The sequence below is a fragment of the Haloglycomyces albus DSM 45210 genome (genome assembly GCF_000527155.1).
Classification (GTDB): domain Bacteria; phylum Actinomycetota; class Actinomycetes; order Mycobacteriales; family Micromonosporaceae; genus Haloglycomyces; species Haloglycomyces albus.
On the sequence record NZ_AZUQ01000001.1, the window covers coordinates 2,606,186 to 2,623,796 of the forward strand.

At 57.8% G+C, this 17,611-nt stretch carries 20 protein-coding genes; 16 read left to right on the plus strand and 4 right to left on the minus strand.

Translation table 11 applies throughout. The features are described from left to right. Positions 1-39: 39 nt before the first annotated feature. On the minus strand, positions 40-1,353 hold the full coding sequence (locus tag HALAL_RS0112065) for an ISL3 family transposase (RefSeq protein ID WP_084471779.1): 1,314 nt from the start codon (positions 1,351-1,353) through the stop codon (positions 40-42). A gap of 706 nt (positions 1,354-2,059) precedes the next feature. Here HALAL_RS0112065 and HALAL_RS16950 point away from each other — a divergent pair. Beyond that, complete coding sequence (locus tag HALAL_RS16950) at positions 2,060-2,479, plus strand: hypothetical protein (RefSeq protein ID WP_025274252.1); 420 nt, start codon at positions 2,060-2,062, stop codon at positions 2,477-2,479. A 320-nt stretch (positions 2,480-2,799) separates the two neighbouring features. On the opposite strand, the gene HALAL_RS0112080 is transcribed toward HALAL_RS16950, so the two are convergent. The 3 genes from HALAL_RS0112080 to HALAL_RS0112090 are packed head-to-tail and all read right to left on the minus strand — an operon-like array spanning position 2,800 to position 4,887. After that, positions 2,800-3,618, minus strand: a complete 819-nt coding sequence (locus HALAL_RS0112080; protein ID WP_025274253.1) for an inositol monophosphatase family protein — start codon at positions 3,616-3,618, stop codon at positions 2,800-2,802. Beyond that, complete coding sequence (locus HALAL_RS0112085; protein WP_025274254.1) at positions 3,608-4,450, minus strand: DUF5919 domain-containing protein; 843 nt, start codon at positions 4,448-4,450, stop codon at positions 3,608-3,610. The genes HALAL_RS0112080 and HALAL_RS0112085 overlap by 11 nt, the downstream gene beginning before the upstream one ends. Next, a complete protein-coding gene (locus tag HALAL_RS0112090) occupies positions 4,447-4,887 on the minus strand; it encodes a winged helix-turn-helix domain-containing protein (RefSeq protein WP_169732450.1) in 441 nt (146 codons plus the stop codon). Before HALAL_RS0112090 ends, HALAL_RS0112085 begins: the two co-directional genes overlap by 4 nt. A gap of 1,647 nt (positions 4,888-6,534) precedes the next feature. Between HALAL_RS0112090 and HALAL_RS0112095 the strand changes: the two genes are divergently transcribed. From HALAL_RS0112095 to HALAL_RS0112175, 15 genes are all read left to right on the plus strand, one after another. Continuing rightward, positions 6,535-6,906, plus strand: a complete 372-nt coding sequence (locus HALAL_RS0112095) for a hypothetical protein (protein WP_025274256.1) — start codon at positions 6,535-6,537, stop codon at positions 6,904-6,906. A 2-nt stretch (positions 6,907-6,908) separates the two neighbouring features. After that, positions 6,909-7,190 (plus strand): hypothetical protein, encoded by a 282-nt coding sequence (locus tag HALAL_RS0112100; RefSeq protein WP_035534431.1) that lies wholly within the window; start codon positions 6,909-6,911, stop codon positions 7,188-7,190. Positions 7,191-7,250: 60 nt separating this feature from the next. Further along, positions 7,251-7,922 (plus strand): GGDEF domain-containing protein, encoded by a 672-nt coding sequence (locus HALAL_RS16955; RefSeq protein ID WP_156937813.1) that lies wholly within the window; start codon positions 7,251-7,253, stop codon positions 7,920-7,922. Beyond that, positions 7,922-8,350 (plus strand): hypothetical protein, encoded by a 429-nt coding sequence (locus HALAL_RS0112110; protein WP_025273408.1) that lies wholly within the window; start codon positions 7,922-7,924, stop codon positions 8,348-8,350. The genes HALAL_RS16955 and HALAL_RS0112110 overlap by 1 nt, the downstream gene beginning before the upstream one ends. A gap of 98 nt (positions 8,351-8,448) precedes the next feature. Continuing rightward, positions 8,449-8,628: a hypothetical protein gene (locus tag HALAL_RS18670; protein ID WP_156937732.1), complete on the plus strand. Its 180-nt coding sequence runs from the start codon at positions 8,449-8,451 to the stop codon at positions 8,626-8,628. Between the two features lie 27 nt (positions 8,629-8,655). Continuing rightward, a complete protein-coding gene (locus HALAL_RS0112125) occupies positions 8,656-8,868 on the plus strand; it encodes a hypothetical protein (RefSeq protein WP_025274258.1) in 213 nt (70 codons plus the stop codon). A 201-nt stretch (positions 8,869-9,069) separates the two neighbouring features. Continuing rightward, positions 9,070-9,369, plus strand: a complete 300-nt coding sequence (locus HALAL_RS0112130; protein ID WP_035534533.1) for a hypothetical protein — start codon at positions 9,070-9,072, stop codon at positions 9,367-9,369. A 155-nt stretch (positions 9,370-9,524) separates the two neighbouring features. Then, entirely contained in the window at positions 9,525-9,812 is a 288-nt protein-coding gene (locus HALAL_RS0112135; protein ID WP_025274260.1) for a hypothetical protein, read from the plus strand. Continuing rightward, positions 9,809-11,275, plus strand: a complete 1,467-nt coding sequence (locus HALAL_RS17750) for a DUF2637 domain-containing protein (protein WP_025274261.1) — start codon at positions 9,809-9,811, stop codon at positions 11,273-11,275. Before HALAL_RS0112135 ends, HALAL_RS17750 begins: the two co-directional genes overlap by 4 nt. 975 nt (positions 11,276-12,250) lie before the next feature. Beyond that, the gene (locus HALAL_RS0112150) at positions 12,251-12,643 is read left to right on the plus strand and encodes a hypothetical protein (RefSeq protein WP_156937733.1); all 393 of its coding nucleotides are present in this window, start codon (positions 12,251-12,253) and stop codon (positions 12,641-12,643) included. Between the two features lie 3 nt (positions 12,644-12,646). Beyond that, complete coding sequence (locus tag HALAL_RS0112155; protein WP_025273414.1) at positions 12,647-13,879, plus strand: hypothetical protein; 1,233 nt, start codon at positions 12,647-12,649, stop codon at positions 13,877-13,879. A gap of 89 nt (positions 13,880-13,968) precedes the next feature. Further along, positions 13,969-14,265, plus strand: a complete 297-nt coding sequence (locus HALAL_RS0112160; protein ID WP_156937660.1) for a hypothetical protein — start codon at positions 13,969-13,971, stop codon at positions 14,263-14,265. Positions 14,266-14,428: 163 nt separating this feature from the next. Continuing rightward, positions 14,429-16,588, plus strand: coding sequence for a hypothetical protein (locus HALAL_RS0112165; RefSeq protein WP_025274264.1), 2,160 nt, complete (start codon positions 14,429-14,431; stop codon positions 16,586-16,588). Positions 16,589-16,642: 54 nt separating this feature from the next. Beyond that, positions 16,643-16,909: a hypothetical protein gene (locus HALAL_RS0112170; protein WP_025274265.1), complete on the plus strand. Its 267-nt coding sequence runs from the start codon at positions 16,643-16,645 to the stop codon at positions 16,907-16,909. A gap of 81 nt (positions 16,910-16,990) precedes the next feature. Next, on the plus strand, positions 16,991-17,599 hold the full coding sequence (locus HALAL_RS0112175; protein ID WP_156937734.1) for a hypothetical protein: 609 nt from the start codon (positions 16,991-16,993) through the stop codon (positions 17,597-17,599). Positions 17,600-17,611 lie beyond the last annotated feature (12 nt).

Here is a 17,611-nt window from a genome sequence, read left to right on the forward strand (position 1 = left end):
CCATCCTTAGCGGCTCTTCGGAGTTTAGCGGGGTGTGGTTTATTTAATGGTGATGGAGCCGAGGACTCGCCAGTTGGGTTTGCCGGCATACAGCAGAGCCCGGATGCGGTAGTTGTGGAAGTTGGTGAATCCAAACCCGATCCGTTTGATGCGTTTAATCAGGTTGTTCAAAGCCTCGGTAGGGCCGTTACTAACCCGAGCGTGATGGTAGTTGCAGATCTTGTCGCGCCAACGCTGGAGGGTCCGGCCCAGTCTCTGTAGTTCGGGCGGCATCGCGTGGTGACGGCAGTGGGCCACTAGATCGGTCATCATCACCCGTGCCGTGTCAGGGTTTGCCTCCCGGTAGAAATCACGTATTCGCTCTTTGACCCGGTAGGCAATTGCTACCTCAGCATGAGGGTCGCCCAGTGCCAGAAGCGACGACAGTCGCTGGGCGGCTGTGTCGGTCAGGCGTTCTTCGCCCACCAACAGTACCCGTCGGGCCCGGTAGAGCGGGTCATGTTTGCGTCCACGATGACCTGTCTGTTCGTGTTGTACCCGACGGCGTACCGCGTCCAACGCCCGGTTGGTCAACGCCACCACGTGGAACGCATCGACCACTTGGACAACGTTGGGAAGCATCACGTTATACACAGCAGCGTAGGCGGCCGACATATCCAACGCGCCATAGCGGAGGCGCCGCTTCCATGCGACCGATCGCTCATTGATATACGCTGCCACATCAACGAAATCACGACTGGGAAGCAGGTCAATGATCTGGTGGTGGTCGACATCGCAGACGGTCGTGACGTAGCTGGTGTGTCGATTGGTCAGGCGCATGAAACTGGTTTCATCCAAACCAATCGCAGTGGTCTTGTTCAACCGTTTGCGGTCGGCGTCGAGTAGTGCTCCACCGTAGGTGGTGACGGCATCGTTGATCGTGTGCCAGTCGCAGCCGAGCTCGGTGGCGACCTCACTGACGGTACGGCCCTTCCCCACCTGGACGGTGGCCCATTTCGCGGCTCGGGTCGTCACACGACTCGAGGCCCCAGCGATACGCGGATCCGTAAGCACCCAGGAACGTCTAGGGCATGCCGTGCTGGGACACCACATCCGATGTTTACGCCACACCAACCGCATCGCTTGCCCGTACACCGGAAGATCGATATAGCGCGCTAGGGGACGTTCCTTAACTCGTGCCCGACCGCCACAGTCGGAACACAACGGATGATCCACCACCTGCTCGATAACCAAGTCGACGTGCGGGCCATGACGTTCGTACTGTACAACACGAACATCCTTGAACCCTACAAGCGCCTGGACGATCTTGCTAGAATCAGACGTAACGAAGGTGCTTTTTTGTCGTTTTTTCACACATCAACAATGAGGCACCTTCGTTCTTTTCCACCAACCACACCCCGCTAAACTCCGAAGAGCCTCCTTAGCGCGGTTTCTGGCACCAAACGAACCGGCAATCTTGAATTCAGTCAGGAGTTGAGAAGAAAAAGTGAGAAAAGCTGTGGATCAGCTCGCAAAACTGTTTCAGAATTAGTTCTGGCTGCCAATTCTGGCTGCCACACCCCCGAGAATAAGCACTCTCGGGGGTGTTTTACCTGGTGGGTGCTACTGGGATCGAACCAGTGACCACTGCTTTGTAAGGTGAAGGCCGCTTGGGTCATAATAGTCTTTATCGAGGTCAGGACGGAATATCGGTTTATGAAGTGCGGAATTGAACGATAGTTCTGGCTGCACTTTCCAGCTGCACTACCCTCCTGTTTTAGCAATAGGTCATAGGCTGAAACAAGGGGGCTCTTCACTCTTCACGAGAGAATAGGAAAACTACACCCGCCACACCCGCCAGTGGATGTTTCACCTGGTTGTACCGGCGGGTGTCAGGAAAAATTTACACCCGCCTCTGACCCGCCACACCCGCCTTGACACCCGCCAAGAGTTGAAAAGTCGCAGGTTCATTGGTGAAGCTGAAACACAGGGATTATTGAGAGACTAGGGAAGTGACACCCGCTAATGGATGTTTCACCTGGTTGCACCGAAGGGTGTAAGGAAACCTTACACCCGCCAAATGCTTGGCGTCGTCGACGCGTCAATGGAAAAGAAATCAAAAGCTGGAACACTCCGGGTTGCCGCATTGAAGAGTGTTCGCCTACGATTACTAGTACGAACTCGATCGGAGAGGGCAGGACACAAGGGTGCCGTGATTGATACACAATCGCCCCTATTGGGTTGGGAAGCGGAGGCATGGATGGCGAATCAATTTGAACTCAGTAAAGAACGTGCTCAGCAAATACGCGCAGCGGCCCTGGCTGACGGTTTGGCTATGGATGAATGGATTGACCGGGAGCTTCAGCGGTCACTTCGTCGGAGACAGATCGAGAACTTCACCGAGCCGGACGCCGATACAGTTCGCTGGATGTCCGCTTCTGAAGTGGTTCGACGTAATATCTGGAGCCAGACGGCTGCAACCGAGGTGACCGGTCGATAGTGACGTCATCGGCAAATCGTGGCCACATTTACCGCGACGCTACAACTGGTCTTCGAGTAGTCGTGCTATCAGCAGACGACCATAACCTCAATCCTTACCACGGCGCAGTCTTGGCAGCGCCAATTGTTCGGCAAGAGACAAATTCTGACGGTGTGGTTGTGCCGTACACCGTGAATCTCAACGAAAACGATTCCGTTTCCGGCTTCGTACGAGTAGCTGAAACCATGTTGGTGCCGTCCGAAACTCTAGAACCTCCAGGACGTGACGAAGTGCTGTCTGGCGCAACGTTGAGTAACATTAAGATGGTCTGGGATGAATTTCTAGGGTACTGAGCTGTGGTTCTGCCAGTTTGCAGCAGTTTTGACGACTTGAACCAGTTCATCTGTGATGGCAGGCGTGCTCGCAATCATCGTCTCCGAATTTGAGTCATACTGTTCACCGTCACCGTTAAGTACGTCCGCGCCAGCTTCTCGGGCAATCACGATACCTGCTGCAACATCCCAAATTTTTCCAGACATTACAACACACCCATCTGTCCAGCCAGCCGCAACCCAGCACAGGTCGATTGCGGCAGAACCGAACATACGGACTCGTTCGACCGTGGGAACCAGCTGATGATGCAATTCGAACCGCTCGTGGTTCTTTTCGATGGCTCCCTTCCCTACGGCGAAATCACCAGTTGAGATTATTGAACTTCTCAATTCTTTAGTTGAGGAGCAGTGGGTCGTCGTTTCATTTATGGCAGCTCCTTGCCCTACGGCAGCTGTGAATTGGTGATGCAATTGCGGGATAGATACAACACCAACAGCAGGCTCTCCCTCGCTTAGGAGTGATAGAGATATGCTGTACAGAGGGTTACCATGAACGAAGTTTGAAGTGCCGTCAATTGGGTCGAGGACCCATATCAACTCGTCGCTATGCCCCTTTTGTAGCCCATATTCTTCTCCCAAGAACGAACATTCAGGCGATTCTGTTGTGAGGCGAGCTCTGATTGATTCCTCGACGCGCATATCTACTGCTGAAGCGAAATCGCGATCACCTTTATAGGTCAGTTCTGAGCGGTCAGTACTTTCGGAGATGATCTCTTCAGCCTGCTGAACGGCATAACGGGCAAGCCTCAAGTAGTAGTTAGTATCCACTTATTGTTCCCCTATCCCATAGTTCAAGATAGATTGATCGGAATGTTTGATAAAGACCGCGCTGCCGGGTCTTTTCCAATACGAAGGTTGGAGAGTCGACTCCACGAGAAGCCGGTAGGTACGGTTGAGCAACACCAACTTCGTCGTTTACGAATAGCAGGTTGAACCGAATTGGTTCATCATATAGGCGTATTTCGAACCGACCGAGCGCGTCGTCGCTAAGCGATGTCAGAACTCGGCTCACAGTGTCGATGTTCAATTGGGTCAGTGCTGAGAGGTATCCAGCCTGGAACCCTTCCTCTTCTTCGCGTTCGTTTATCGATGTCCCGGTGGGATTTAGAAAAAGCAACTCAACACTGGTTCCATTTTCAATCAGATCGACCAGACGTTCGGTCGGATATTGCTGACAGATGGTATTCAACGAAAGGCCAGCAGCTTTAATCTCGGACGCGTCGTCAAATATTTCGTGCGCGGACATCTCACTTGTGAACTGGCTTCTTGTGGGATATACAGCCGTGACATCGGCATACCGGTTACGTACTGCAGCTCCCAACATATCGTCGTTAACCTTGGAGCCCTGAAATGGCGAAGCGTGCTGAAGAAGCATATTAGAGGCGAGAGCAACATCGCCCGGAGGTGTTGCTGATGTCTCCCAACTTTCAACCTTTGTTGCTTCGACTGGCCACCCAAGGAGGTCAGCCAACTTCGAAGCGAACTCGGTATGGTCCATCCCTAGTGCCAGTCTTGCATCCACAATCTGTTGTCGAGCTAGATTACCTAGGTTTGCCCTGAACTTCCGATTCTTATGAAGTGATACAACTTTTTTGTTCATGATGCTCTTCTATTCGTGTCTTGTTCCGATAGGTTGAGAAGTCCTTCGGGATATGGTTGCCCGACCTTGCCGTAGAGCTCAATCAGGTGCGCATGGAGGGAATAGACCATGCGACGAAGGCCTGAGATTTCGGCACGTAGGTCGTCAAGGGAGTGTTCTTCTGAACCTAGTCGATCGACCCGTTCTCGTACTTCGGCGATATCTCGAGTTAGCACCCCCATGTCTAGGTCATCCTCTGTTATCTCATCTGTGGTCGCAACTACAAAGACCCCCTTCGCTGGATGGCTGTCTAGGTACCCTTTGGCCTTTAGCTCGCGAACAGCATTGATGACGACCGTCTTAGACGCTCCTGATTCTTTGATTAGTTGTGTGGTTGATGGGATGAACTCTCCGATTGGGTATTGCCCATTGTCGATGCGGTGAACGATTTGATCCATTAGCTGTTGAGTACGGGTCTTTGGTCGCCGTTCCATCACGCTGACTCCTTCTAGTTATCCGCTAGACATACATAGTTTCAGAGGGACAACCGTACACGAACCGTTAAAACGGGCTATTGTCGTGTTTTTGACAGAACTATCAATTGACAGTATCGTACTAGACATGCATAGTTGATGCATGGCCGAACGACCCCGACCTAGGAGCAACAGATGAAGAAAACTGGTATTCACCCACTTGCAGCTGTAGCCGCACGTACCTGCCGTAACCGTCACGCCCATATCCCTTCGTGGAACGATGTTGCCTGCGCTGACTGTTGGGGCCGCGTTATTGAGCACGATGCTCAAGTGGCCCGCGAACTGGACCTACCGGCGACACCGCCGCGTGACACGGATTATGTCGATCCGGTAGCCGTTGATCGCGCTATTACCGGTAGCCCGGTGGTTTTGACGTTCCGGGAATGGAAGCGTGCGATGTGGCGGCTGACCTGTCGAGCGAACTGGACTGACCGCCGTGCGTTCGCGTACTTGACCAAGCACGTCGTAGTTACTTGCCGCCTCGGTAATCCGATTCCCCATGATTTGTTGTTGATCGTTACGCACCGTCCCTGTAGTGCGCGCCAGCTGTGTGATCTGGTGTCGCGCCGCCTGCGTGCCCGCCGCCGGGCCGCCTCCCGCACTTCGTCAGCGCCCCATGCGCGTCATGGTTCTGTTCTTCGCACTCACCGATCCAGTGCTGTCAACGCTGCTTGAACGTTTCTCTTTCTCTTTTATGGCTCTAGCTAGTGGGAATCCCATGTGGTGCCGGTTCGATCCCGGCCTAGAGCGCTGATGCTTCGGCATCTAGGCGTGCTGTCTGTCGCTTCGGTGATGGATGGCTCCCAGGCGAGGTGGCGTGCACCTGAGGCAGGCCACCGTTGAACTCATCGGAGCCCCCGAGTGGGCTGCCAAACTAATCGGGATGGATGGCAGCGAGACCAGTCTGTACTTTGCTGGGAGTTCATAAGCCCGAGGGATCGGGCCACGGCGTTGGAGACGACGAACCGGGCACGGGCGCAGTGTTGTTCGCTCCATGTGGAGCACTACAACGTGGATCTGCCTCCAGGCGGGGAATCTCGTTGCTACGGCGCGGGAGGGAGCTTCCCAACGGAAGCGAGTGGGAGCGCAAATAGTGTGTATGACCAGGTTACGGGCCTGACCTACTGTGCATGAGCCGGTGAGCTTCTTGCTTGGCAACTCTGCGACGGGGGTTGAGGTGTTCCCTTTTGGATCATTGGATTGGTGTTCCCCCTTTTGTTGAGGGCGACACCGGAACTCGTGAGCGCGATGACTGACTGTACCCGAATACGGTCAGGAATGTTGCTTGTCCAACACTCGCCCGATCGACCACGACCTGACTGACGACTTGCAGAGCCAGAAGCTCGCGCCCCTTTTTGAAGGGGCCCGGCACCCGGCATGGGGAGCTGGCTGTGCGCAGCGCATAAGGGAGCCCTTTCTCAAGGGTTCGCTTGCCGTTCGAAGGGCTCCCTTATGCACTGTTTTATTTCTCTGTCTGACTTCTCGTCTCGGTGCTCTTCTTCTCCCGACCAACCGCTGTCTCGGCTGGTCGTGGGTAGTGGAGTGTCAACCGATACAAGAAGGAGGTTACCGATGAGGTGGGAAGACTTCCAGCGGACGCTGGAGCGAAATTTCACTGAGATCGGCAATGAGTTTATGCGTACTGCGTTGCGCATGTGGCAAAAGCCGATCCGCCCGGTGGCCCGGTTCGTCCGCGATGACGAGTTCACCGCGGACGTGTGGCCTGCTGGCGACACTGTCGACTGGGATGAGATGGCGGTGAAGGGGAGAGAAGGCCCCTATGCCACTAGCGAACTGCTCTTTCTGAGCATGAGCGCCGGGATTGCCTTGAGAGAACCGTTCAATGTTGTCCGCGCTCTGGATTTCGTGACCGATGAGGCGACCCTCGAGGTCATGTGGGATGCGCTGTACGAGATCCGTTCCGGTGAGGCATGGAGGCGGTGAGTATGACCGGAACGGAATATCGCAACGCTAAACGTGCCTACAAGTCCGCTCGGCGGCGGTTTGGTCGCCTACAGCAAAGCCAGCAGCGGCGTGGAATACCGGCAGGTTCGGACCATCCATTGGCGGTATACCAACGCCAGGAAGTCAAGGCTCAGCACCATCGCATGGCGCTACTGCAATGGAGATACCTGGCGCGGATGCGCCAGCAACAGGCGGCCCGCTTGGCCGCCACCTTGGCTTGTCTCATTTTCGTTATCGCCGCTGTGGCCGTTGTTGTCGCGTAATGCGGTGGGGGAAAGGAAACGGTAATTGTGATTGATCTTGTTGTGTCCGCTACGGCGGGTATGGCAGCGGCGACCGGTGCGGTTGCCTGCCTCGGTTGTGGTTGGAGGCGGTCGTTGGCTGCGGAACGTGACCGAGCTGAGAAGTANCGCTACCTATGGTCCGCCTCGCGGGCCGAAGCCGAACGTGACGAACTGACCGGCGTTTTCAACCGCCGTGGATGGCACCGGCAGGTCGAAGCGCACCGTGCTATTGCAGGGTCTTCGGCGGCGTCCGAGCGGCTTTGGATCGTCCTGGTCGATCTCGACGGTTTCAAGATGGTGAATGACACCCAGGGGCACGCGGCTGGCGATGCCGTTCTAGTCGATCTGGCTGCGCGGCTGCGGCAGTTGCCGGAACATCCGTTGGTGGGGCGTCTTGGTGGCGATGAATTCGCCGTTCTAGCCACGACCGCAGCGGTAGAGGCGATCCGGGCCGGGCATGCCGATCCGATCGTCGAGACCACCGAGGGAGTGGTGACAGTGCGTGTGTCAGCGGGTGCCGCTCCATTCTCAGCCGATCGACTGACTATGGCGATACGCAGCGCTGATGATGCTCTCTACGCCGCAAAGGATTCGAGTGACCGTCTGGCGGTTCAGACCGGGAGGCTGTCGGACGCCGGCGGTGCAACCCGTCCGTCTCAGCGGGTACGCGACCGTGGCCGCTCAACCGATCGCGATCGGGAGGTGATCTGATGGGACAGGCTCAACATCGCGCTACTGCCCAACAGTTGGTTGCCAGTGTCGCCCAGGGAGATTCCGAGCTGTATGCCGCCGTGGTGTGGCTGGCTGAGGCCGACTGTAGTGGCGACATCATCGCTGACGCTGATTTCGTCAGCATGTTCCACGACTACACGCCCGATCCAGTACCTATGGGCGAAGTCGACGAGGAGATGTTGGAATCGCTGCTCCGACAGCATCGCCGCCGTGGTTGGCGGACCGATCGCCCCGCGAAGCAGCAGCCATATATCGCGGCGATCGGCGGTCTCGCTCTAGCCGGATTCAAACCATATGAGCAGATCCTGTCCCGTGCGTCCGATGACCTCACCGAACATGATCAAAACTTGCTGATTCGGTGTATCGGAATCTCCTACGGACTGAAGGGCGGAAACAATGTCGCCTGACAGGTACCGCACCATCGCCGTCGCGCTGACGCTCGTTCTGTCGATTGTCACCTTCGCCCTCACCGTCACGACTCTCATCGTTTCTTAAGGAGGGCAGGATGCAGCCAGTTCGTATGCGCCTCATCGCCGACGGCCCCGCGATAGCGGCGCTTCTTGACCGCCTGGAGTCCGCTGGGGTCGACATTATCGAAGTCTCCCATCCCTATCCGGCACGCCGGTCACCAGGGCAACAGCGGGTGTATGTCGACCTCAACGTTCCGAGCACGTCGCTCGACTAATTCAAATCCCAACAGAGAGGAGATTGCATGTACCGATATTCCATCGCCTACACCGTCACGTGCGCACCAGGATCGGCAACAGGAGCCGACTACGTCGAATCCGCCACACCACTGACCGACGCCGCTCTAGACCGTTATATCACCGAGCTAGAGGCAGAACTATCGGCTAGCCAGAGTCGACCGGTGACGGTGCGCGTGTCCAACATCAATGAGATTTCGAAGAAAGAGCCGGCGGTCTAGCCGACCGTTCCATACCGCTCCGCACCGCTGGGGACAAGACACGACAAACCAACTCGTTGTCTTGGCAGGGTTCGAGTCTCTGGCGGAGCACCCATCTTCTCTTCATTTCTTTAGCACCCTACCCAGACAAAGGGGGTTGATCTGCGTCTATAAAAGCTGACCTATGCCAAATGCAATGCCATGAATTAGAAAGGAATGCCTTTGACCAGTAAAAGCACCGTCACCCAGGTTTTCGATGTCATTACCGCCGCGAACCTGGCCGAGAATCCATCCTCTGCCGAATGGGTGCGTCTGGATGATGTCCGCGCCGCTGTGCCGAATCTTGGTCGCCGTGAGGTCGACCAGGCTCTAATCCGACTATTCGAGGATAAGCGCCTCCACGTCGCACCGGAGGAGAACCGGGCCAGTCTCACTGCCTCTCAGCGGGAGGCGGCCCTGTGGCTCGGGGGTGGCTACATCCACTACGTCATGCTCACGGCCCGCCCGGGCTCCGGTCGATAAAAGACCTGCCGTTAGGCAACGGTCCATTCGCTGCCGCAGCCTAGCCGTGCCGTTCGTATAAGCGTGGCCCGCCTGGCCTAACAGGCGGGCCACCTCCATTGTTTGCTGCTCGTTGGCCAGCAACTACCCCAACCACCCTACTGAGGGGAACCTGAATGTCAATTAAAACCGACTTGTACACCAAATGGAACGCCATCGCCTGCGATGCTATGGCCGATAGCCTCCGAATGTCCAAACTCAACGACAACTACCGGCCTCTCATTCGTAAAGCCCGCGCCTACGGTCAAGCCTGCCGAGTCCTCCAGGCCGATGACGGTCTCGACCATGTCGCACCGGAGTTGCGGAAGTTGATGAAGAAATCGGGGTCCAACCATTACGCCGACATGCTCAACGAGCTCGATCAGGCTCGCGAGACGCAGTCGAAGGGAGGGGACGACAAGTGACGGCGACACCAACTCCGGCCTCTGATGAGCCGGATGACAACAGCAACACTGACGATCTCGCCCGCAGCCTGCTGGGCACCGTCTGGTGCGAGGGGTGCGACCGGTCGGTCGACGAATGCTCGTGCGAACGCGTACTGCGATTGCAGTTCGGCAACCCCGAAGAAAAAGAAGGAGAAAACGAGGAAGCATCCAAGCCTGGAGCGGCGCGACAGAGTGAACACGACGGTTCGAATGAACAGACTCCATCGACCGTGAGCAACCCGGTCGATGGTGAACACGCCCCGCCGCGTTCATTGAACACGCCACGGGTGAACACTCCCGACGGCGACCGCGTGAACGATCGCAGCGACGAAAGTGTTCATTCTCAGAATGAACAGGGCAATAAAGTGAACGCTGCTGGGGGAGTGAACGCGACGCAGTCAGGTGAACGGTTGAACGTGAACACGCCGCGAACACCCCACAATGAACACGGCAGGAATGAACGCGTCAAACGGCGTTCTCCGATGATGGTGTGTATTGCCGTTCTGTCAGGATGTCTCGCGTTGGTCGGGTTCGCGGCGTCGTTTGGAACCGTCGCGGCATCGATGGAACCGTCGTTTGGACGCATGGCCGTCCTGGTGCCTATTGGAATTGATCTGGGCATCATCGTTTTCAGCCTGCTCGATATCGAACTGGCACGCCGGGATTATCGTATCCGCTGGTTGCGGTACGTGCCGTGGGCATTGACGGCGGGAACGATCTGGCTGAACCTATCAGCTGGCCACACGGTCGAAGAGAAGCTGGCGCACGCGGCGCTTCCAGCCCTGTGGGTGGTGACGTCAGAGGTGTTGGCGCATGTCAAGAGGCGTGAAACCCGGCAGGAAAAAGGCGTGGAGGTCGAACCGATCCCCAAGGCACGCTGGTTGTGCGCCCCGATAGCGACACTGAAGCTATGGCGGGTGATGCGGTTGTGGAACATCCGCTCCTACACCACGGCGTTGGACAGCGAGATTGAGCGGCAACTAGCACGGTCGGAAATGACCAGCCGGTGGGGATCGGTCCGTAAATCGCCCGGTGTTCTCAGGGTGCGCTACCGCAACAGAATGATCACGTTGACTCAAGTGGTCGACTGGAAAGGGTCAGGCGGCAACGCCGGTGTGAACACCAGCGCGCGTTCAACCCAACCGGAGCGTTCACGCCCCGGCGACACAACTGCGACCGTGAACACGACTGTTCAATCCGGCAAGCAGACGCGTTCACCCAAGCCTGGGGCGAAGCGTTCAGGTCAACAGACTGAACACGCTGGTTCAAAAGTGAACGCGTCGAAGCGTTCGAAAGCTTCGGCGCGTGAACGCCTCGCTGAAGCCCTGGCGGCGTTCATCGCCGATGGTAAGAACAGCCCGTCGTTCCGTGAACTTGCCGACCGTGCCGGCGTTTCGGTCGGTACGGTCCACAAGTACAAAAACCACCTCGGCCTGTCATAAGGCCACCCAGTTCGGCTCTGCCTTTTGGTTTTGAGAAAGCAGCCCGTTTGAGCCGGGCCAGAGCACTCCCTATTGTTTTAGCACTCCGCTTCCCTACCGCTTGTTCCTGCTCCGCCGTGGATGGTGGGCATGTCCTGTGGTGGGAGGCCACGTAACACCAATACATGACTCCAGGAAGGAGAGCCCTCATGGGATCACCCGTGGGCAACCCCGCTGAGGGTTGGAGCCCGTTCACCGGTGCCACTGAGAATGCTGGCGAATCCACTTCCGCTGACACGAAGACGGACACCTTTGGCGGTGACGAGGACGCCAGGGATGTCGAGCAGCCGCAACCGCGATTGACTCTGCTCGACCCACCGGCTGAAGTTGGCCTGGAGGAGTCGGACGAAAAGTCGGCACTCGGCACTCGGCACTCTCACGACACCAATGCCGAGATTAAAACAGCAGGTCACAGTGATCACGGGGAGGGCGAAAGTCGGCACTCGGCACTCGATGCCGACTCGTCAGTGCCGACTTTGGAAACCGACACACCGGCGGCGACTACCGCGTTCAGAGAGCGCCTGCGATCTGAATTCTCGGCGCCATTGTCGTGGCAACGCCGGCCCGCCGCTCCCGCCGAAATGCTCGAATGGGCCCGGCAGGGCCATTGGGGGCAGGCGGTCGATCCGGACGCAGAACCTGAACGCATTCGGGGTCTGTCGGCGGGNTGGGCGTGGCTGGCCGTGAGTGTCATCAGCGCGCTGCGCGTGGTCGAATGGCTTATCGAACGCCCCACCCGCTTTATCACCGTGGTGGTGGCGGTGTTGTTGACGGTCGGCTGGTGGCACCTGGCGTAGAACCACCCCTCAACCTCTCCCTTCCCCCTGCATGTCAGGGGTTCTGTGTCGACGTGAGGCGATCACGTCGACTTTCTTTTACCCAAAAATCTATTTCCCCTCGTCATTTATCAATTTCGAACTCATGATGGGAGTATTTATGACTGTTATGGCTGGAGCCGCCGGGATCATCTGGTGCGTCCTGGCGCTGTTGAAAGTCCACCCCAAAGCTCAAGCAGTATTTCTTGTCTTCTTGGGAGCAGGTGCCGGCGGGCTGTTGGGTGAGTGGATCGGTCGCCTAGCGGCGTTCATGGTCCGCGCCGTCGATGCCGGTACCGGCTGGGCGATCGGGATGTCGCTCGGTTGGGGACTGGCACTTGGTGTGCTGTTGTTTTGGGTGATTATCATGCTGCCCAACGGTGTCGAACCCGTCGGTCTCGATCACGCCAAATGGATACGTCCCGTTCTTTATGTGTCCTCGGTGTTCCTAATCCCGTTTGCGATTCTGCTGGGTGGCGGCCTGCAAACCGTGGCCGCGACGGTGGGGGTGTAGCCCATGTCAGTGCTGATCGTTTCCATTGCTATCGCCGGAGTGTTTACCTTCGGAGTCCGGCGGGCTATCACCGACACCACGTGTGCGGTAAAGGGCGTCGACACGCCATCGCTGGCAAAGTGGCGGGCGCGGAAAGAACACCGCGCCGAAAAGAAAGCCAACCGAGCTGAAAAGAAAGCCGATAAGGCACCAAGCCCGTTTGCTGGTTGGTGTTCGGATGTGTGGCGTGACTGGTGGACCCGAAGAGCGGAGGCCCACCGGGCCAACGAAACCGCACGCCGGGCCAACAACGGAGTACTTCCCGGCACCGCCCGTGGTTGGGCCTACCAAGAAGCCTCCCTACGGTGGCGGCGCGCATGGGCGGCCGCTATCGCGAAACAGGAGGAGCGTTTCGGTCTCCCCATTTCCGATACCACCAATCGAGATAAGGAATCGACGCGCAACAACAACACCGATGACGATCCGGCTCCCGCCCAGGACTCGTCTCAGCCGGAACCGGGCGAGGCGACCACGGAACCGAGCCAGACGACTGAGGGCGAGGCGGTGGACGGTGCGTCCGGGTCAGACGAGGCGGAGACGGTGGTGCAACGACCTGGTGGTGATGTCGCCCTTGACGAGGGAAGCGAGGCTGGCGAAGAGGCGATCGACGAGCCGGTCCATGACCCACCGCCGTCAACGCAGGGGGTCGATGATCCCTACAGCAACGCAAACGGGGAAGTGCATGATGATTCGATCGACGAGCAAGCCCGCGACGCTGCTGCAACGCCACTCAATCTCGACGATCCGGCCCTGGAGGAGGGGAGTCGACGGCTCACGTTGCAAACGATCGACGAACTAGCCGTTGACGATCGAGTAGGCGAGACCACCGACGGCGCATCGTTGCGGTCAAAGGCAAAAACGGGGTCGTTTAAGGAACTGAAGGATGGCTTGGCGACCGGGGCGATTACAGCGACACCGGCGGCGACGAATCTGATGGCAGCGATTCTATTTGCCGAATCGATGAAACAACAGGCCGACGGTGTCATGACCTCGATCGATCGAGCGAAAGCAGATCTGGCACTCAACGGTGTTGAAGGCAGGCCGATCGACGAACTCACCGCCGCCAGTGACCACGCCCAAGGCGTGTGGTTGATGTTCGGTGATGTCAATGAGGCTCTGCGCCGTCAGATCGCTCTACGCGAGATATTCCTCGCCAACGATGAAACCGGTAGCAAGGCATTTGTCGCCGGTCAATAGACACCCGCCGGGAACGCCGCTCGGCTCAATCGATGTGCGTTCCCGGCGGTCTTTCAACACAAGAAGTCACACAATGAAAGAGAGACACGATGAGTGACATATCAGCAGAATCGAACTCCCTCCCCCGGGCGATGCAGTTTTGTCAGGCGATGGCGAAACAAGCCGACGAGGCCATCCCCAACGTCGAGAGAGCCAAGGCCGATCTGACTGCCTCGGAGGTCACCGGTCGCCCGATCGACGGTCTCGCGGTGGCAATGGAAATACTCGCCGACCTGCGTGAGTCGTTCCAGGCGGCTGACGCGGCCCTGTCGGAACAGTTGACCGCCCGCGAAGCGCTGCAAGCCAATCAGGAAGCTGGTAGCAAGGACTTCCTGACCGGCGAATAAACCAACACCACTGTGGCCACCGTTGGATACGCCTGCTGATGTGTGTCCAATGGTGGCTGACCTATCTGGCTTCTATACGCCTTTTACTTGTGACGGCTGCCCGTTGTTTCTTCGTCGGCTGCCGTCGTGCTTGTTTCGTACTTCTTGTTCTTTGGAGGTTGCCATGACGACCACGGCGGCGCCTGCCGACCACACCACCAATAACACCGCCGACACCAGCCTGGCCGATAGTGCTGAGACCGAACCGGGTGAGGCGGTCCAGGTGGATAAACCACCTCCACATCTCTCATTCGATCCGACCGATTCATGGTGGCAGCGGCTGCAACCCCAACTGTTGCCGTGGAAACTCGGCGGCATCATCGCCGCCGCGGCCAATGTTGCTTGGGTGGCGTCGTTGTTTTTGCATCCGCTTCTCATGGCGGCCCTGGTCGCGATTGCGGGTGGTGTGTGGTTGGCCTACTGGAGACACACCACGAGCCAACACGGCTGGCTAACCACCCGCGCCGCACATTACGCCTATTTCGTCTACGTGTTGGGGGTGGGTTGGTCGGCCTGGTATCTGCTGGCCGGCCCCAGCGCCCGCCTCTGGTGCGCCGGTGGCCTATTGGTACTGGTCGGCGGTATCCGGCATTGGCGCAACGTGCGCATCCCCAACCCGGCTGATTTTGCCCCGCCCGAGCCCGATACGCCTCCGGCGGTGGAAGATCCGGTCGCCGAGGAGGCGACACCAGTCGAAGAGGACACACCGGTCAGTATCCATCAACAGGTGGTGGACGATTGGGACACGCACATCGCCGCTGCCAACGCTCCATTGCCTGGTAGCAGCGTGGATATCACTGATATCGGTGAGTATTCGACAGTGTATGACGGTATGTTGGTGCGGGCGAAACAAACGTTTAAAACCGTCACCGACAACCTCGACAAAATCGCCACAGGCTTGGATATCCCGGCTCATCAACTGATCGTGGAAGAACACCCGTCAGGTCGCCCCTCGCTGTTTCAGTTGACCTACAACCACACTGACGCGATCGGGGAATCGGCAGCCTGGCCGGGGTCGACATTTGATACCGAGTCCGGCCAGATCCGCCTGGGGCCGCACACCGATGGGCAAGGTGAAGCAACATGGCGAATTTTTTCGAAAAATAGCATCTGGAGCGGCTTCATATGCGGTCAGACCGGTACCGGAAAAAGTCGTGACGCCGACGTGATTGCCTACAACCTGATCGACGATGGACGCACGGTCGTGTGGGCCGGCGACGCCACCGATGGGGCCTCCAGCCCTGCTTTGACGCGTCATGCTGACTGGTATGCCGGGGCCGAACGGGTCCTGGGCATGTTGCAGGCAGCCGAACGGATCATCCAATACCGTAAAGCGCTGTTGAAAGTGCGTGGACAGGTCGGTTTCACTCCCAGTCGGAAGTTTCCCGCGTTGATGATCATCCTCGACGAGGTCCACGAGCTGGTCAAAGACAAGGCAGTAGCGGAGGTATTGAAAACCATCGCCACGCTCGGGAGAAAATTCGGAGTCGCCCTCATCCTCATGGCTCAACAGGCCAGCCTCGAATCGTTTGGCAATAACGAAGCGCTTCGCGCCAACATCGTCGCAGGAAATTTGGTGATGCATAAGACCTCGACGAAGAACCAGTCTCAGTTGATTGGTGGGGTCGATATCAACCCGAACAATCTGCCGGGAGTGCCTGGCTATGCCTACCGCAACGCTCCGACCGACAAGAATGGTCGCCGTGTGGGACGGTCGGCACCGTTCCGGGTCTATCACATGGGAGACCGTCCCGAGGAGGCGTCTGACGACGAGGTCGATCCTAGTGTGGCGCTGTTCGACTCGATCCCGTGTGAAAAGAAGGCACAGTTGGATGCCGGTTCCGCGCGTTTTGCGGGGGAGGCCTATCTCCATCGGCGTGGTGACGCGGAAGCCGACATGGACCGTAACCGCGCCATTGTCGAAGCCGCCGAGTCTGGTGACCACGACGAGATCAATCGGGTTCTGGCCGGAGACATCAAAGCCGCCGGCAGCCAAACTGCCGATCAGTACGGGGCGGCCATCGAGTTTCCCACCTGGGCCGATTTCGCCGACGTCGGCCAGGACGAGACCCGTGGCGTCGATTCCAATGATGATCACCAGCTATCGGAAGCAGCACACACGGTCCTCGCGACGGTACAAGATATGGGGCGGTGCCGACCGGTCGACATCGTTCGCCGAACCGACCTTAGCGACCGTCACGTCCGCAACCAACTGCAATACCTCATTGACCTGGACCTGATATCGAAAGACCCCGAGGTCCAAGGCATCTACTACCCAACCTAAAACCGTGCGCCCCAGTGACTACGAGGGGCGCACTGCACAAGCGAAAGGAAACGATTGAACGACAACACCAGCCACGGCAATAGCTTCGGGGAACCGACAGCGAACTTCGCTGAAATACACGAACGCGCGCTGTTCCATCTCATTGAAGCCGAACGGATTCTACGGACCCGCTATACCGGGTGGAGCGGCAACAAGCCCACCTGGGGACAACGATCGTATATGCGACGGGCTGTCAAGCAAATCAAACGGGCACGCACCACGCTCACCCAAGCCCAAGCCATGACACCACCACCGTCGGGTTACGGCTCCGACGACCAGTAACCCACAACCAGATCACACAACCGAATCGAGGGACGCCCCAACTCGGGGGGCGTCCCTCTTCTCATTTCTAAAAGGAGCTCGATGACGACAACGATGAACCTCAGTATCAACCCCGAAAACCCGATTGACTGGACTCTTATCGACGATCGCGACCGCCTCTGGGGCGGAGCAATCACCGGTGGCGTCGCCAGCGGGAAGACCACCCTGCTGCGCCGCATCATTACCGGTGCCAGCGATGCAGGAATCCAGGTCAGCGCTATTCGCGGCGCGAGCGATCCTTTCACCCAGATCCATCAGATCCTCGACGAGGCGCGGGAGGCGATCGATCAGAACCGAGACGCTATGGGAGGCACGAACCCTCCTACGCGTCGTCTGGTGTGCATCGACGATGTCCCAGCCCTCACCGATGATCGCGATTCGTTCCGGAAACTGGCCTCTATCGCTGCCCTCGGCAAAAACGTGGGTGTGGCGGTCGTCTACACCCTCCAGCGGGCGTACAACACCGGAACGAACTTGGACCCTTCCCAGATGGGCAATGTCATCGGCCTCAACATCACTGATCCCACCAACCGATTCCTACTGAGCGCCAACCCGCAACGCACCCGCTACGGCGTCCACATTGCGCCGATGACCGGAACTCGCACATTCTTCGATGCCGCCGACGTTATTGCTGGACTACGCACCACATAAGCCGACACAAGG

Coding starts and splice junctions, on each gene's coding strand:
- HALAL_RS16950 (WP_025274252.1), top strand. CDS start 2,060: ATGCTTGGCGTCGTCGACGCGTCAATGGAAAAGAAATCAAAAGCTGGA.
- HALAL_RS0112085 (WP_025274254.1), bottom strand. CDS start 4,450: ATGAACAAAAAAGTTGTATCACTTCATAAGAATCGGAAGTTCAGGGCA.
- HALAL_RS0112090 (WP_169732450.1), bottom strand. CDS start 4,887: ATGGATCAAATCGTTCACCGCATCGACAATGGGCAATACCCAATCGGA.
- HALAL_RS0112095 (WP_025274256.1), top strand. CDS start 6,535: ATGAGGTGGGAAGACTTCCAGCGGACGCTGGAGCGAAATTTCACTGAG.
- HALAL_RS0112100 (WP_035534431.1), top strand. CDS start 6,909: ATGACCGGAACGGAATATCGCAACGCTAAACGTGCCTACAAGTCCGCT.
- HALAL_RS0112110 (WP_025273408.1), top strand. CDS start 7,922: ATGGGACAGGCTCAACATCGCGCTACTGCCCAACAGTTGGTTGCCAGT.
- HALAL_RS18670 (WP_156937732.1), top strand. CDS start 8,449: ATGCAGCCAGTTCGTATGCGCCTCATCGCCGACGGCCCCGCGATAGCG.
- HALAL_RS0112125 (WP_025274258.1), top strand. CDS start 8,656: ATGTACCGATATTCCATCGCCTACACCGTCACGTGCGCACCAGGATCG.
- HALAL_RS0112135 (WP_025274260.1), top strand. CDS start 9,525: ATGTCAATTAAAACCGACTTGTACACCAAATGGAACGCCATCGCCTGC.
- HALAL_RS0112150 (WP_156937733.1), top strand. CDS start 12,251: ATGACTGTTATGGCTGGAGCCGCCGGGATCATCTGGTGCGTCCTGGCG.
- HALAL_RS0112155 (WP_025273414.1), top strand. CDS start 12,647: ATGTCAGTGCTGATCGTTTCCATTGCTATCGCCGGAGTGTTTACCTTC.
- HALAL_RS0112160 (WP_156937660.1), top strand. CDS start 13,969: ATGAGTGACATATCAGCAGAATCGAACTCCCTCCCCCGGGCGATGCAG.
- HALAL_RS0112165 (WP_025274264.1), top strand. CDS start 14,429: ATGACGACCACGGCGGCGCCTGCCGACCACACCACCAATAACACCGCC.
- HALAL_RS0112175 (WP_156937734.1), top strand. CDS start 16,991: ATGACGACAACGATGAACCTCAGTATCAACCCCGAAAACCCGATTGAC.